13 protein-coding genes are annotated in these 16,209 nt (G+C 51.4%); all 13 read right to left on the reverse strand.

What is annotated here, in order from left to right; translation table 11 throughout:
• Window positions 1-388: 388 nt before the first annotated feature.
• Window positions 389-778: a flagellar protein FlaG gene (locus tag AC9UEO_RS10945; RefSeq protein WP_509533193.1), complete on the reverse strand. Its 390-nt coding sequence runs from the start codon at window positions 776-778 to the stop codon at window positions 389-391.
• Between the two features lie 128 nt (window positions 779-906).
• Window positions 907-2,358 (reverse strand): flagellar filament capping protein FliD, encoded by a 1,452-nt coding sequence (gene fliD / locus AC9UEO_RS10950; protein ID WP_509533195.1) that lies wholly within the window; start codon window positions 2,356-2,358, stop codon window positions 907-909.
• A 57-nt stretch (window positions 2,359-2,415) separates the two neighbouring features.
• Entirely contained in the window at window positions 2,416-3,345 is a 930-nt protein-coding gene (gene flgL, locus AC9UEO_RS10955; RefSeq protein WP_509533198.1) for a flagellar hook-associated protein FlgL, read from the reverse strand.
• Window positions 3,346-3,359: 14 nt separating this feature from the next.
• Entirely contained in the window at window positions 3,360-6,170 is a 2,811-nt protein-coding gene (flgK, locus tag AC9UEO_RS10960) for a flagellar hook-associated protein FlgK (RefSeq protein ID WP_509533200.1), read from the reverse strand.
• A complete protein-coding gene (locus AC9UEO_RS10965) occupies window positions 6,167-6,676 on the reverse strand; it encodes a rod-binding protein (protein WP_509533203.1) in 510 nt (169 codons plus the stop codon). The genes flgK and AC9UEO_RS10965 overlap by 4 nt, the downstream gene beginning before the upstream one ends.
• A gap of 18 nt (window positions 6,677-6,694) precedes the next feature.
• Window positions 6,695-7,828 carry a flagellar basal body P-ring protein FlgI gene (locus AC9UEO_RS10970; protein ID WP_509533206.1) on the reverse strand — a complete coding sequence of 378 codons (1,134 nt, stop codon included), beginning with the start codon at window positions 7,826-7,828 and terminating at the stop codon, window positions 6,695-6,697.
• 17 nt (window positions 7,829-7,845) lie between these two features.
• The gene (locus tag AC9UEO_RS10975; RefSeq protein ID WP_509533208.1) at window positions 7,846-8,529 is read right to left on the reverse strand and encodes a flagellar basal body L-ring protein FlgH; all 684 of its coding nucleotides are present in this window, start codon (window positions 8,527-8,529) and stop codon (window positions 7,846-7,848) included.
• Window positions 8,530-8,549: 20 nt separating this feature from the next.
• Window positions 8,550-9,335 carry a flagellar basal-body rod protein FlgG gene (gene flgG / locus AC9UEO_RS10980; RefSeq protein ID WP_509533211.1) on the reverse strand — a complete coding sequence of 262 codons (786 nt, stop codon included), beginning with the start codon at window positions 9,333-9,335 and terminating at the stop codon, window positions 8,550-8,552.
• A 47-nt stretch (window positions 9,336-9,382) separates the two neighbouring features.
• Window positions 9,383-10,150, reverse strand: a complete 768-nt coding sequence (locus AC9UEO_RS10985) for a flagellar basal body rod C-terminal domain-containing protein (RefSeq protein WP_509533213.1) — start codon at window positions 10,148-10,150, stop codon at window positions 9,383-9,385.
• Between the two features lie 22 nt (window positions 10,151-10,172).
• On the reverse strand, window positions 10,173-14,459 hold the full coding sequence (locus tag AC9UEO_RS10990; protein ID WP_509533216.1) for a flagellar hook-basal body complex protein: 4,287 nt from the start codon (window positions 14,457-14,459) through the stop codon (window positions 10,173-10,175).
• A gap of 35 nt (window positions 14,460-14,494) precedes the next feature.
• The gene (locus AC9UEO_RS10995) at window positions 14,495-15,196 is read right to left on the reverse strand and encodes a flagellar hook assembly protein FlgD (RefSeq protein WP_509533219.1); all 702 of its coding nucleotides are present in this window, start codon (window positions 15,194-15,196) and stop codon (window positions 14,495-14,497) included.
• Between the two features lie 16 nt (window positions 15,197-15,212).
• Window positions 15,213-15,641 (reverse strand): flagellar basal body rod protein FlgC, encoded by a 429-nt coding sequence (gene flgC / locus AC9UEO_RS11000; RefSeq protein ID WP_509533222.1) that lies wholly within the window; start codon window positions 15,639-15,641, stop codon window positions 15,213-15,215.
• Window positions 15,642-15,647: 6 nt separating this feature from the next.
• Window positions 15,648-16,031 (reverse strand): flagellar basal body rod protein FlgB, encoded by a 384-nt coding sequence (flgB, locus tag AC9UEO_RS11005; RefSeq protein WP_509533225.1) that lies wholly within the window; start codon window positions 16,029-16,031, stop codon window positions 15,648-15,650.
• Window positions 16,032-16,209: the final 178 nt, after the last annotated feature.

The raw sequence follows: 16,209 nt of genomic DNA on the forward strand, positions 1-16,209 counted from the left end.
CAACCAGAGCTTTAACGTTGGTGTTGATAACAGTTGACATTTACAGCACTCCTAAAATATTGGTCGTAAAAAACCTATACATTGATTTGGCAAGTTGACTTCACATTTCCTGACGGTCTTTTCAACTCGTCACAGCTAAAGAATCGGATGGTGTTTGTCAAGCTTTAATTGCATTGAAGCAATTATTTTTTTCTGTGCTTGGTATTTATTCAAGTTACGTTTTAAAAAATACGCACACTCGAAAAAGAATTTAAAAATAATATATTTTTGCCGTGAGGTGGCCAACCTTGAATCGGATGCTCAACTTAAATCTTGAGCAATGCCCGCCTTAAGACTTACTCACTTCCATAGCGTCAATATTGCTATCGAAGAGCAAGCTAAAACATACTTAGAGTTTTTGATTGAACAAAATGCCTTTTAAAGAATCAATGTTTTGAGCGACTTTTATCACCACTTCAGAAGGGATGGTCCTCACCACTTCGCCGGATTGCAAATTCTTCACCGTGATCACTGGTCCATCAATAGCCTGGTTCATGGAAAAACCCAGCTGAACCTTGGAATTGGCCATATGTTGGTTGGCTTCATCTAAGATTTTTTTCAATTTTTGCTGCATCTCAATTGGATCAATCGCTAGATCGGTCTTTTTGATAGGCACAAGGTCCGCTTTTCGCACCGATGAATCAAGTGGCTTTGCGCCATGTGACGCAACCGAAGCTTGAACTTTAGGGCTAGGTACCTCTGTTTTAGCAGGGGACGAGCCTTTGATTTCTGGAATCATATAAATACCCTAAGTTTTAAGACCATGAACGACGAAAAGATGCACATTGCACCGATTCGTCATAAATATCGACCTGATTAGGGGGAACTTTAGCTAAAAATAAAAAAATAATTTATTTAGCCAATTGGTTATTTATATTGAGCCATCATTCCATCAAAAGTACTCTTCAAGCTGGATTTTGTACTGTTGTTTTGACCAACCATGCTGTCCATGATGGCAAATTGTTTGGTGTAGCGTTGCAGCAAGGTGTCCATTCGGGTGTTGAGTTTGACCAAATCAGCCTTGTAACGGGTAATTTCAGTGTTGGTATTGCGGGTCTGATAAGCCAAATCGCCGGTTGATCTGAGCATTTTGGACAATTTCCCAAAAGCGTCATTGGCAATGGATATTTTCTCCACACTGTATTCACTGGTGTTGTTTCTGTTGCCAGAAAACATGGTGACAACATCATCAAAATTGGTTTTGAGTTTGGTGTCCAGAATCGATGTATCAAGCGCCATGACCCCAGATTGATCGATGCTCACACCAACATCACGTAAAGAAGAAATACCACCGCTTGTGCTGTTGGAGTTGTCCATGAACATGCTGCGCAGTGTTGTTTTAATCGCTCTGAGCAAAGAATCATTGGGCAAGGTTGCGCCATAGGTTTCAAGCGTCGATTTGGAGTCCCCCATTTCCTTCAATAGGCTTTGGGTGTCGTTGTAGGCCAGCACAAGGTTTTGAATTTTTTCAGCCGTAGATGTGGTTTCACGTGAAAGCTGAATGCTGGTGGTGGCTAACGAACGCATGCTGATGCTGACGCCTTGCAAAGCGTCAGTCACTGTATTGCTTGAACGTTTGTAACTGATGCCATCAATCGTAAATGCCGCATCTTGTGCGGTTTGAATATCGCTGAAACTGAGATTGCTATCGCTGTCGGTCAAAGTAAAGGAGTTGTCTTCGCCCGTCGAACTGGTGAGCAAAATTTTGTAGGGGCTGGCATCTGCGCTGCTGGTATAGACCAATTGGGCCTTGACACCTTTGTTGGCAATATTGATTGCGTCCACCACACCTTGAGGGGTATCACTGCCAGCGGTGACATTGATCGTGGATGCCGTACCTTTGTAGGTCAGACTCAACGACATGGCCTGACCAGCGTTAATAGAAGAGGTGGCCGAAGTGTAGGTACTGCTCACACTGCGCTGGGCTTTGGCCAAGGCGGTAACAGTCATCTCGTGTATGCCTTCAGTAGCTGTCGCGCCTGCAGAGACAGTAAAAGCAGAAGTGTTGTCCGAAGTGGCAGTCACTCCCGTGAAGTCGGTTTTATCATTCAAAGCAGAAAATGCTTTTTTCACTTCACCAAGCATGAAAGTCACAGCGCCGTAACCGGTGACTTTGGCCTCAGATTTTGCAATCTTGGCATTGATCATGTTCTCTTTGGGGACACGTTCTGCGTCAACCAAGTTTTGCGCCAACGAGGTCACGTCAACGCCTGATCCTGCGCCCAGCGTATTCATGATCTTTTGGGCATTGGCCTTGTTGGACTTTGCAATATCCGCAGCCGTACTGATCGTCGTCGTGGAAACTGCGGAGGTGGCCATAGGAGTTTATTTAAGTGTGTATTTGTTGATCGACAAGTCTACGGAAAACTTTAGCCTTTAATTTATATAGCTGAAAAGTGTTAGTTTTGAAATCTTGGCAAAACTGCTTTGCGCTGACTCCAAGGCCAACTGGTCTTTGTTCATCTTGGTGATGGCTTCTGTGTAGTCTAAGTCTTGTACGTCCGATAAAGTGGTCTTCAAGCGCAAGCTGATTTCGTCGAGCACACTGTTTTGCGAGTCGACCACATTCATGTCGGTACCGACCTGCGCGTTGGCATCAATGATGCCTTGCTGCATGTGGTCAAGTTCCTTGATACCGCGCTGGATATTGGGCCTGTCTGAAGTGGCTACGGCGCTGACCATGTCAGACAATGCTTGAAAAAAACCTACACCGATACGGTTGCCCTTACCGTCGACGCGCACCAAATGCACAAAGGCGTCTGAGCCTGGAATGTTCAAGTTCATACGGCGGTTGTCGCCCACGGGCACCAACATACGGCTTTGGTCGCCTTGGTAGACCACCCGCCCCTTGGCGTCTTGGCCAAATGGCGCTTGACCTACACGCGAACCGGCGAACAAAAAATTACCGTTGGAGTCTTGCGAGTTGGCCAAACTCAAGATTTGGTCTTTGAGTTGGGTCATCTCCAAGGAAATTGTTTTTCGGTCAGCGGTACTCAAGGTATCGTTACCAGCTTGCACAGCCAACTCTTTGAAGCGGTACATCACATCGCTGGTACTTTTCAAGGCCGTTTCTTCGGCTTGCAAACGGATATTGACCGACTTTAAATTGCCTTGGTAGCTTTTTTGACGCGCCAATTCAGAATCCAATCGGGTGATCAAGGATGCCTTGTCGGGCTCATCGCTGGGCTTGTTGATTTGCTTGCCCGTAGACAACTGCTCTTGGGTTTTAGCCAAGCTGCCTTGGATATTGCCTAGCTGCTTGCTGGCTTTATCAAAAAACATGCTGGTCGAGACTTTCATCACCATGGCTGTAATCTCCTTCAGCGAATTTGAACAATCGAGTCAAACAACTGACCCGAGATTTGCAATGACTTGGCAGCGGCTTGGTAGGCCTGCTGAAAACGAATCAAGTCGGCTGCTTCGTCATCAAGGTTGACGCCTGAGACCTTGTCGCGTGACTGTTTCGCCTGGTCATTCACCACGGTCAAGGCCTGTTGGGTGATCTTGGCCTGCTGAGCCGCATTGCCCACGGTATTGACCTGATCAATATAGGAATCAGAAAAACTTTTGCTGCCGATCACGCCTTTTTTAGCCAAATCGGCCATGACCAACATGTTTTCGTTGTTGCCCAAGCCGTCGTGATTGCCATCCACCTCAAACACATCGCCCACATCAGGGGCTCGGGTAAATTGAATGGCCAAACCTTGGTAATTCACCACGGGTGTCAGAACACTGGTGTCGTAATTTCTTTCAGCCAAGATCGTGCCAGTTGCGCCATCTTTGATGGTGTAGTGACTGGGCGTATCAAACGACACGATCAGATTTTGTGAACGAAGTTTTTGCTGTGGGTCTGTAGGTTGTCCTGAAAAACTGGCTGCTACCGTGGCTTTGCCTTCGCCAGTCACAAACACTTGCAAGTCATCAGGCACTTTACCCTCGATGTAAGCGGCAGTGCGCAAACCCACCATGCTGAGGTCAAATGGCGAGCCTGCATTGGGAGAGGTACCAAAAGACAAACGAATATCAGACTTGGCTGGGTCGCCCAAGGTACGCGTAAGACGCACTTGGCCTTGGATCACGCCGTTGGCACCACTCAAATTTAAATTGAAGGCATTGGAGGACTGGCCATTGCTGTCTTTGGGTCCCAAGGTGATGGTCTCACCTTCATGTCCGAGCGAATTTTCCAAAATCAAATCGCCGTTGTCGGCAATTCGGGCGGTCACGCCTGTTTTGTCTCTGGAGGCTTGAATCGCCTTGACCATGCTGGGCAAGTCTTTGTACTCGTTGGCCACTTTTGCATCTTGATTGACAGTACCAATCTTGACGCCATTGATAGACAAGGCTTTGCGAAAGTCCAGCGCGGCGGCATTGAAGCGGATCTGGTTATAGACCTCGACCTTCATATCGGACATCTTGCCGTCGTCCAAGCCCTTTTGAAGCCAAGCGGCCACTTTTTGGGGTGTCAGGGTTTCGTTGGCGGCCAATGTCAAGGGGCCAAGCTCGCTGTTGTTGAGCTTGATCGCACCAGCGGCTATCAGGGTCAAGCCATCTGAACCCGCTTGGATTTGCTGAATATGCGTTGTTTCCAACTTGGCAGGGGTAGGCGTGGGGGCAGTGGGTTGGCCAAGTCGGTCAAACTGCTGGGCATACACAACACTGCCCTTGGCACCATAAAACACATTGGTTTGCAAGTAGCCGTTGACGCCTGATTTATTCAAATACGCGTCGCTGAAAGTCACAGGGTCGGTGAAGCCGTTTTCCTTGGTCAGCACTTGGTACTTCTCGTCAATCGACATCTCGCTGCCAATCAGGTGTCGACCATCAGTGGTCAGCACTTGCAGTTGCTGCCCAGGCTTGACGTTGTCCAAATAAATGACAGGATTTTCCATGCCGGCAGAGAGTGTGGTCACTGGTGCAAACAATCGACCACCACCGACCTCGATAGACACAGGTGTAGAAGTAAATGGGTTGTTAATCAGTCTGGTATTGCTCACACCCAAAGGGGCAGGAGGTGGCGTGTAAGCAACTCTGGCTTTGACCTCGCTGGCGTTGTCGTTGTTTTCAGTGACACGAAACAAGGCGCCGGTTGCCACTCGCATGGGGTCATTCAAAGCCATGCCAATGCCTTGGGCTTTGTTGACCGCTGTCACGTCGATTTTCAACAAAGGTGAGCCCATTTCGCCATAGCCATCGATGCCATTTTTCTGCACCTTGTTGACCTCGTCGACAAAGGTCTGGGCCAAAAAGTCCAGGTTTTTTTGGGCTGGCTCCAATACCTGCGAAATAAAGGTGTTGAGTCCTCCCAAGGTACCGCCGCTGGAACCGGCCAAGGGTTCGGTGTTGCCATAGGGGTCAATCACCATATCCAACTTGCTGTTGGAGTTAGGGTCCATTCCGATAGGACGAAACTTGATGCCATCAACCACCAAGCTTTGCTTCATGGTGGTGCCTAAACTGACCGACACCATGCCGTTGGAAGTGAAGCTGGTTTTGATGCGGGAATATGCGGAGATTTGGCGCAGCAACAAGTCTCGTCGGTCTAAAAGCTCGGGTGGTTGGCTGTCTAAGGTCGTGCCCTTGGTCAATTGTTGGTTGACCAAAGAGAGTTGCTCGGTCAAGGTATTGAGCTCCCCCGCAGCACTGTCTAAGGCTTGACGGGTTTCACTGGAAACCAAATTCAACTGTCCGGATAACTCAGCAAAACGCGAACCTACGCCCTCGGTAGAACGTAAAAAACTGGTACGCATGACGCCAGAGGCGGGGTCCACCGACAAACTGCGGGCAGATTCAAAAAAAGTGTCCAGCGCAGAACTCAGTCCCACACTTTTGTCACCCATGATGTCCATCACCCTTTGGGTGTATTCCACCATCGGGCTTTGGGTCGCAAGGTCGGTGTTGCTGTTGCGCAAATTGGACTCGGCAAAGGTATCGAAGGCGCGTTTGACCGAGGTGAACAACACGCCAGTGCCCAAGAACATATTAGCTTGCTTGGATGGCGCACTTTGCTGCAGCGTGGAGGTTTGACGCGAATAGCCCTCGGTGCTGACGTTGGCAATGTTATTGCTGACGGTGCCCAATGCACGTTGATAGGCGGCAACCGCCGTACTGCTGATGCCAAGTAAGTCACTCATGGCTCATTCCCCAATTTCATGGGTATGGCGGGCGCCAGCGGCAATGCCTTCAAGGTGTTTTTCTGCAAAGCCATAGCGGCTTGCGCTTTGTTAGCCAAAGACATGGGCAACACAGGCGCATTCAAGGGCATGCCATTTTGGATGGTTGAGGTTTGGCGCAACTGCAGCAATTCGGAAGTACTGGGCACAGACTTTTGCTGGCTCAGGTTTTTCACCACCACATCGGAGAAACCCAAGGCATTGCGCTTGGCCATTTGCATGGAAATTTCTTTGTCGTACATGCCTTCAAAGGTTTCTTGCGCGTTGTTGTGCAACAAGTCGCTTTTCATGGCGCTGGAGGCTTCACGCATGGACTTGAGCATCATTTGGATGAACAAGGCCTCAAACTGCTCAGCCGACTCACGCATCGCACCCGCTTCATTGCGCTGCGCTTTGCCGCGCAGTTCGCCCAGTGCCGTGAAGTCGTTGTACGACTTGGCGCTGCTGATGTTGGTGGATTCGCTCATGGCTGGCTTTTAGGGGGCTTAGATAATGATCAACTCGGCACGCAAGCTGCCAGAGCTGCGCAAAGCCTCAAGAATGGCGATCAATGACGAAGGGCTGGCCCCGACTTGGTTGACTGCGTCCACAATTTCACGCAAGTCCACACCAGGTTTGAAGAGGAACATGGGGTTTTTGGGCTCATTGACAGCGATGTCGGCGTTTTGCACTTCCCGTGTTTGGCCTTGCGACAAAGGATTAGGCTGCGACACCTCGTTAGTCGCCGTGATGGCCACCGAAATCGTGCCATGGGAAACAGCTGCCGCAGTGACACGCACCGCACGGTTGATGACCACAGTGCCTGTGCGTGAGTTGATAACCACTCGGGCATTGGGCTCTGAAGGTGTGACCTCGATGTTCTCCAAGAGTCCCATGAATGACACTCTTTGATTCAAGTCTTGTGGGGGTCGTACCGATATCGATGTGCCGTCCACTGCTTGTGCCACGCCATCACCAAATTTTTTATTGATGGCCGCAACAATACTGCTGCTGGTGGAAAAGTCGTTATCGCGCAGGTTCATCACCAAGAACTCGGCCTTCTCGAACGGATTTTCAACTGCACGCTCGACAATCGCGCCCGCAGGAATACGTGCCGCTGTGGGCACGCCAATTGCAACCTTAGATCCTGCTGCCGAAGCATCAATGCCCGTGGCTGTTAATGCGCCTTGGGCCAAGGCGTAAATTTCGCCGTCCACGCCACGCATGGCGGTCATGATCAGGTTGCCACCACGCAAATTGGTGGCCTTGCCTATTGCAGACACATTCACGTCAATGCGCTGGCCAGGCTTGGCAAAACCGGGTAAGTCGGCTGTCACCATCACGGCTGCTGCATTTTTGATATCGATTCGACTGGCGGACGCCGCTTGCTCAAAGTCAGACATGGGACCGTCAATTCGCACACCCATTTGTGCCAACATGGCTTTCATGCTTTGCGTGGTGAAGGGCACCGAGGCATCGTCACCACTGCCTTGCAAACCCACGACCAAGCCAAAACCGATCAACTGGTTAGGGCGTTGTGCTGCCACGGTGACCAAGTCTTTGACACGGTCAGCCCACACGGGCATGGCCAAAGTACAAGCCAAGCTCAGCAAACAGGTTTTGATAAATGAGGTTTTCATGGCGATTTAATCGTGGGTTAGAAGGGCCAAAGTTTCAACAAGGCGCTGGTGCCCCAACCAGGTTTGCTGGCAGCGGCCAAGTCGCCGGTGCCGCGGTAAGAAATTTGGGCGTTGGCCAAACGCAAGGACTGAACCGTGCCGTTGGGGCCTATGTCTTGAGGGCGAATCACGCCAGCGACTTGAATGACTTCCGTGCCTTCAGACAGACCCAATTTTTTCTCACCACGCACTACCAAATTGCCGTTGGCCAAAATCTCGGTGACGGTGACGGTGACGGAGCCTGTCAAGCTTGCTCCCTGAGCTGCGGTACCTTTGCCCGTGCTGGTCGTCTTTGCAGCATTCATGCTGAGGCCATCAAAAAAGGGATGGATATTGCCCATCAAGGTGTTCGCACCCGAGGGCAAAGCGGTATTGCTGGCGTCGCGGCTGATATCGGTTTTTTGACTACGGTCAGCTTGCGTCGATTCATTCAACAACACAGTAATTAGGTCACCAATTTGGTAATTGCGGCCACGACCAAACCAAGCATCGCTTTGGCGGTTACCGTAAATACCACCTGTAGAAGGCGCGGTTTGGTCTTTGGTTAAGGGGTAGACGGGCGCGAAATCGGGCGAGGGTGACAAGCTTGACAACACCGGTTCGTGCGAGGCGCAGCCTTGCAACGCAGCCAACAGCGAAATAATTGAAAAAAGTGTTTTCATGATGGTTTGACCTAATTCAATTAAAGGTTCTGGTTCAAATACTTGAGCATGCCGTCGACCGCTTCGATGGACTTGGAGTTGATCTCGTAAGCGCGTTGGGTTTCGATCATGTTGACCATCTCTTCCACCACGTTCACGTTGGACGCTTCCAAAGCGCCTTGGTTCAACACCCCCGCTCCCACAGTGCCAGGCTGCAGCAGCTGCACCTGACCGCTGGAAGCTGTTGCGGCTAACAAGTTGTTACCCAAAGGCTTTAAGCCACTTGGATTGATGAACTTGGCGATTTGAAGCTGGCCCAAGACCTGTTGGCCTCCGCCTGCCACGAGTTCGACTGAGACGGTGCCGTCACGGCCAACCGTCAAAGCCGAAGCGTTGTTAGGAATGGTGATATTAGGTTCGAGCAAAAAACCAGTGGACGTGACCAACTGTCCGGTTGCCGACAGTTTGAACGCGCCGTCGCGGGTATAGGCAATGGTGCCGTCTTGTTGCTGAATTTGGAAAAAACCGTCACCCATGATGGCAACATCCAATGGGTTTTGGCTGTTGATCAAATTACCTTGAAGGTGCAACTTTTCTGTAGCGACCACTTTGGTACCTGTACCCAACATCAAGCCGGTAGGTGACTGAGTGTTGGCAGTGCTTTGCCCACCCGCTTGGCGGATATTTTGGTAAAGCAAGTCTTCAAACACTGCGCGGTCGCGCTTAAAACCCGTTGTGGAAACGTTGGATAAGTTGTTAGAAATGACATTCATGCGCGTTTGCTGCGCATCCAAGCCGGTCTTGGAAACCCATAAAGCTGCATCCATCGCTTAACCCCTGTTCTTCAAAAAATCAGCGCCTAGGGCGCTTACCATCAAGTGGACAGTTTGAGCATGGAAGAACCAGACTGGTCGTTTTCATGGCTGGCTTTCACCATCCGGACCTGCTGCTCAAACATGCGTGACTGCTCGATCAGTTTGACCATGGCCTCGGTGGGGCTGACATTGCTGCCCTCGAGTGCCTGTGTCGTCACTGACGCCTGTACAGGACCTGAAGCAAAATCCGCGCCTGACGGTTTATCGTGCGCCCGAAACAGGCCATCTTCTCGGCGCGTCAAGGGGGTTTTACTGGCGTCACGCAGCAAAAGCTGGCCAATTTGGGTCTCTTGCTGAATACCAGGCTGGTTGGGATCGTGGATAAAGACGCCGCCTTCACGGGTAATCGATGCCTTAAAGCCAGGTGGCACCGAGATGGGGGATTGGTTATCGCCCATGACCGGGTGACCATTGCCGGTTTGCAGCACGCCGTTGACGTTGAGTTGCAAGTCGCCTCTGCGGGTAAATGCCAGCTCGCCGTTGGGGGCTTGCACCCCCAACACGGTTTGGTCATTCATCAAAATGTCCAAGTCACGGCCAGTCGCCATCAAGGGGCCGGGTGCCATCTTGATGAAGTCCATGTGTATGGCTTGGGGTTGGTAATTAGAGTCAAAGCCCTCGCCTTCGGCTTTGAACGCCTTAAGTGAGACCTCATAGGAGCGCTTAAAGCCCGTGGTCGTCATATTGGCCATTTCATTGGCCAAGGCCTGACGAGCCAAACGCATTTCAGTAATTGCAGCAGAAGCGTTAAAGGCTAGGCGATCCATGTCGATTCTCTAAGGAGGGGCTTTACGCTCTGATTTGAATAATAGATTGGGTCAGCGTGGTGCTGGTCTCAATCGCCTTGGCATTGGCTTGGAAGTTACGCTGCTCGGTGATCAAGTCCACCAATTCCTGCGTCAAGTCCACGTTGGCACGCTCGGTCGCACCAGAACGCACCGTGCCGAAACCTGCAGAACCGGCCTCACCGTATTTCGGTGTGCCAGACGATGCCGATTTGTAATAACTGGTGTCACCAATCTGACGCAAGCCAGTGGGGTTGGTGAAGTTCACCAACACCACCTTGCCCAGCGATTTTTGTGAACCGTTGGAGTAAGAGGCGTTGACCAAACCATCGTCGCCCAGCGACAAGCCCACCAAGTCACCCTCAGGTGCACCATCTTGCGACTGTGACAAAACCGCATAAGGAGAAGAGAACTGGGTTGACTTGGAGTAATTGATGTTGATGGTCAAAGCACCCTTACCGTCTGGCAGGTAAACCGTGTCCAACTGCGAACCCTGCTTGGGTGACACCAAGTTACCGCCGGTGTCAAAGGTGAGTTCGCCTTTTTCCAAGAAGATGGGTGACCATTCTGGCAAGGATTTGAAACCATCAGGACTGAAGGTTTCGTTGCCAAACTCGTCGATGTACTGTGCAACTGCAACGCCATTGACCACTTGGGTGTATTGCGTGGGTTTGATCCAGGTGGAGGTGGCACCACGGCCACCTTCAACGTTGGCCAAGCCCCACTGGCTGTCGCCCGACACCTTGATAAAGGAGTTGGTCGAGGCTGTACCAGAAGTGAACTTCAAGCGGTTGCTGATGGGGTCATAAGCCACTTTGACACCTGAGACCATGGGGCCTGTCAAACCGCTTTGGTCTGAGGGACCCGCAAGACGGTTGATGCCGTTTTGCAGCGCCAGCACAAAACTGTCGATGGTGTAAGTGTCTTTGGGTTCCAGATAAACCGTGCCCTTGACGTCGTCCACCGACACCACAAACTTGTTGTTGGTCAGGTTGACGCTGAAGTTGTTGTTGGCATTGATGCCCAAGGGTGAGCCTTGCATCACTGCAGGCTGTGAGGTGATGCCGCGTACCGCTGTGGCCGAGGTCTTGACCTGGTATTTACCGTCTGCCAGCAACCCCAAATGCTCGGAGGCATAGGTGCTGGGGTCTGTCAGGTGGATGCTGGAGGTGTCACCAGTGGTGCCGGACTTGAAAATGAATTTTTCATTCACTGTGTCGTACTCCACCTTCATGCCATAGCGCTGCATCTTCAAGGGTCGGATGTAGTTGTTGGTGATGGCCGGTGCGCCCTCGGTGCTCAGCGCATCGCTGCCCGTGTCTTGGGTGATGGGCGAGGTAATGCCCAGCTGGTTGTTAATACCCGACAGAGCCACGATAGTGCCGCTACCCAAAGGAGGGGTGAAGTTGAATTTTTGTGAAACAGGGTCGTAGCTGGCTGTGACTTTATTGCCCAGCTTGGCGATGCTGTAACTTTGTGCCCCTGTGGAAACTGTGGCCGCAGCGCTGGCCTTGGCGTTCAGCTCCAAACCAGTGATCTCTGCGCCGCCGGCGTCTGAGATTTTCAAGTCTTTGCCATTGACCACTGAGACGTTGATCTTGCTGGTGCGGGTGTCATCCCAGGTGGTGCCGTCACTGGTTTTCAACGTTGAGCGAATCTTGGCTTGCAAAGCCGCGGCCAAATCGGTCATGGGTGAGCTGCTGAGGTTGAGCTGATCCAAAGAGATGACGCCTGAGGTGGGATAGAGCTTGCCGCCCAGCGTGAATTTGAAAGACTCAAACTCGTCCCCCACTGCTTCGACGGACTGCGGAAAACTCACATTGGACAAAGTCAATGAGCCGCCTGCTGTAACTGTGCCACCGGCGTCCAGAGTAGGAGCCACAATGCTGATGGAGCCGCCCTTGGTAAGCAAGCTGCCAAAAGTGCCGTCGTCGGTGTTCAGGCTCAAAGACATGCCCGACACAAACGTGCCGCTGCTAGCGGCTGTGGCAATGGTGAAACTGCTGGTGTCGGCCTCCCACGCCAGCGTCAGGGTGTCGCCAGCGGCTCTGCTGACTGTGGGGTAAACACCTGATGTAGGTGTGCCAGATAAATTGGTCCAGCCGCTCAGAACATTGATCTTCGCGTTCATTAAATCCACCAAAGCAGCGAGTTGGCCTGGACCGTTTTCAGTATCCGTGGGGTCAAAATTGGCCAGATCTCCTGCAGTGTCGGCGGCCAAGATCTCGGACATAAGGAAAGTCTTGGTCAACTTCAATGGCGGTGTGGTGGGCGTAGTCAGGTTAACGGTAAAGTCTTTGAAGTGGTTGAGCCTGTTTTCGTTGCCAAAACGTGTTTCAGAAAATGCCACGTTGTCCAGCGCCAAGCTTGACCCTGCAGCCGTACCCGTGATCGCTGCGGAGTCGGTGGGGCTTCGTGCAATGGTGAATTTAGTGATTTGATTGCCAGAGCCGTCGGTAATGGTCAAACCAGTTTCAGCATCATTGACTTTGACATCGACCAAACCGGCTTCAAAAGACGACCAACCCTGAGAGCTCAACTCAGTTTGAAGACTGGTTTTCAGCTCTTTAGCAAAGGCTTCCAGCGTGGTTGAATCCATGGTGGAAAGATCCAAATCGTTGATGATGATAGAGCCTATTTGCATATCCAGCAAGGCGTAGGTGCCCACAGCGCCTGTGATGATGGGGCCTGAATTAAAGCTGTTGCTGATGGTCACGGGCGAGCCAGTGCTGACTGTACTCAGGCGCAGGCTGGAGACGGTGACACCGTCACCGCTGGTCAAACGGATTTCATTGCCGTTTTGCACATTCACGGTCACTTTGGAGGCGGCATCGCTGCTGTAGCCAAAGCGGGTAACCAAATCCTGTTGAATATGCTCTTGCATATTCGCGACCAAGTCCTCCATGGGCTTGGTGCTCAGTGGATCTTGTAAGGTAAGTTCACCCGAGACGGTGAACGCACTGGTGCCAGACCCCAAGGTAAAGCTGTAGCCTTTGAATTCGCTGGCCAATGGGGTGGCGCTGAACGCCACATTCGACAAGATATTGCTGCTGCCATTGAGCTGGTCGTTGATTTTGTTGACCACCTCTTCATACGCCATATCGGTGGCATCGAGTTGAACCGTGCGGTTTTCAGTCAACGTCCCTTCTGCGTTAGTGGCAGAAATGGCAAAGTTTTGCTGACCTGCAAAGTTGAAATAGCGTTCATCACCGAATTTGCGGTTGATAACGTTGGTCAACTCTTTGGCGAGTTCGGTGCCTGACAAGGTCATGTTGCTGCCAGCCAAATGCTCTAAGCCGACTGCAACAGGCAAACCAGTGCCGTCCACATCCAAGCTGAACAAATTGGTTAGTTGGCTTTTGGGCAAGTTCTTGAAGTTAATACCTTCCAAGGTGCTCAAATTTGGCGCCAAACCACCCGTGACAGTCGCGGGTTCGGAAGATCGTTGGTCAGTTAATTGGTTGAGCGAGAACTTTTGTGTCTTGAAGTTCACCAACAAGTCACTCACCTGGCTCTCGGGCTTTAACTGTCCGTATTTGTTCACGTACATTTTTTCACCAGTGGCAGAGTCGGTGGCTTGCTGCAACGCGGCCGCGACCAGTGTTTCACCCACATACACATAGGTTTGCCATTTGTTATTAGGGTCGGCTTGGCTCGCGTTTTGTGTTTTGGCGTAATAGACCGTGGCCAAGTAACCGTTACCGCCCTTGTCGTACACCGTCAACGCGGTACTTTTGTTGTAGGTAGAAGGGTCGTTGCGGTTGAAAGCCTTGGTCACCACCTGCGCATCCGCAGGAAAGTTCAAACCCAGTTGCACCAGCGAGGTTTCTTTGGCCATGCCAGTGGTTTTTTGCGGAATGGTCAACACGTTCATATCGCTCAAATTGGCTTTACCGGTCGAATCCACTGACGCCGCCATCAAACGCTGACCTGCAGAGTTCACCACGTTGTACTGGTCGTTCATCATGAACGAGCCGTTACGCGTGAAAATATCTTGGAAACCGTCGCCCGATTTGAGCGGGAAGAAACCGTCACCCGAAATGGCCAAGTCCAAGGTGTTGGACGAGAAGTTCATATTGCCCTGACCAAACTCTTGGGTCACACGTTTCAATGACACACCTTGACCGACCGCAGAGGTGGCCTTTTGCAAAGGCGAGGTGGCAAAAATGTCGCCAAAGTCGGCACGACTGCGCTTGAAACCCACGGTACTCGCGTTGGCAATGTTGTTCGAGGTCACGCCTAACTGAGCAGTGGCTGCATTCAAACCGGTGAGTGAGGTAAAAAAGGACATGGTTCAGATACTCCGTTGTATTTTTTGCGTGTGATTTAGTAAGCGATTTGTTTGACGTTAGCCAAGCTCACGCTCTTGCCGCCATCGACCTCGAGCAGCCAAGTGTTGTCGCCTGTCCCCGCGCTGCTGACGCTGCGCACGGTTGAGAACATATTGACCACAGGCTGCACCGCTTTGCCCAGCGAACTGGCGAGTACTTGCATGGTGTAAGCACCGTCGGGCATAGAGGCACCGCTGTCGCTCATGCCGTCCCAAGCCAACTTCATAGAACCAGGCGACTGAGCGGGGTAAACCAGTTTGCGAACAACTTGGCCGCGGCTGTCCAAAATTTGCATTTGCACGCCGTCGGCGCCATTGGGCAAGTCCACACTGGCTTGCACCGGTTGTCCATCTAGCAGCATGGCAGGGGCATTGGGGACAGCTACTTTGCGCCCGATCATGGCGGCACCGGCGAGCATCTTGTCGCCTTGCATGCTTTGCACCATGGTCTCCATGCTGGCTTTCATTGAGGTGGTGGCTTCCAACTGCGAGAACTGCGCCAATTGCGCCACAAAGGCCTCGTTTTTCACGGGGTCCAAGGGGTTTTGGTTTTTCAATTGGGTGGTGAACAAAGTCAGGAAAGCGCCTTGGTCCATGGTGGTGCTGGTCGCCTTGACTTTGTTTTTGGCGATGTAATCCTCGTAGCTGACGATGCCGCTGGGCAAAGGTGCTTTGGGTGTAGATGCAGTCGTGGCCATGTCAGTCTTTCAGATATCAGGATTTGGTGATGTCCAAAGTGCGCATCATGAGTTGTTTGGCGGTGTTGACCACCTCGACGTTGTTTTGGTAGGAGCGCGAAGCCGCCATCATTTCGATCATTTCCTGCATCTCGTTGACGTTGGACAAATAGACAAAGCCGTTGCTGTCAGCTGAGGGGTTGCCAGGGTCATACATGCTGCGAATAGGTGTTGGGTCATCCACAATTTGGTCGACTTTCACGCCGCCTTTGTAGGGAAATCCGCCGTTGGTCATTTCGTCTTTAAGCAAAGCTTTGAAAACGGTACGCTTGCCACGGAATGCTTCATCCTCGGATTTGGCAACCGTGGTGGCGTTAGCCAAGTTCGAGGCCGTGGTGTTCATGCGCACTGTTTGTGCGTTCAAAGCGGTGGCGGCAATGCCGAAAACAGAATCTAGGGTTCTCATGTCTTATCACTCCCCTCGTATGGCTTTGCGAAGACCGCTGATGCGGTTTTCCAAAAAGCTCAAAGTGGTTTGGTAATCGGCCGCAGCCTTACCAAAATTGGCTTGTTCGACATTGATCTCAACGGTATTGCCGTCAAACGAACTATTGAAAGGAACGCGGTAACGCATGCCGTTGTCGGGCTGCTCTTCAAGTGCGGCGAAATGCTTTTCATGTGTCGCAGAGATGTACTCACGCTGGGTTTCTTTGAGCATGGCTTTGAAGTCCAGCTCTTCCGCTTTGTAATTGGGCGTGTCCGCGTTGGCGATATTTCGCGCCAAGACCTCCATGCGTTGGCTGCGAACACCCAAGGCGCGCTCGTGGATGCCAAATGCGTTGGTCAATAAATCCATCATCCCCTCCATGCCTTGTTAAATTCGCCGTTTTCACGACGCTTAGGTTGAAAAACACAAAAACTCAGACTGACCTTGCAAGTTATGTGCCACGCCAAGCTGAGTACTTATCGTTGCGATTCGGGCTTGCCAAGCGGCAATGCCTGTCCAAAGTACCGACACTGCGGCAAGGGTTTGC

This window comes from Limnohabitans sp. (assembly GCF_040401495.1).
In the GTDB taxonomy this organism is placed as follows: domain Bacteria; phylum Pseudomonadota; class Gammaproteobacteria; order Burkholderiales; family Burkholderiaceae_C; genus Limnohabitans.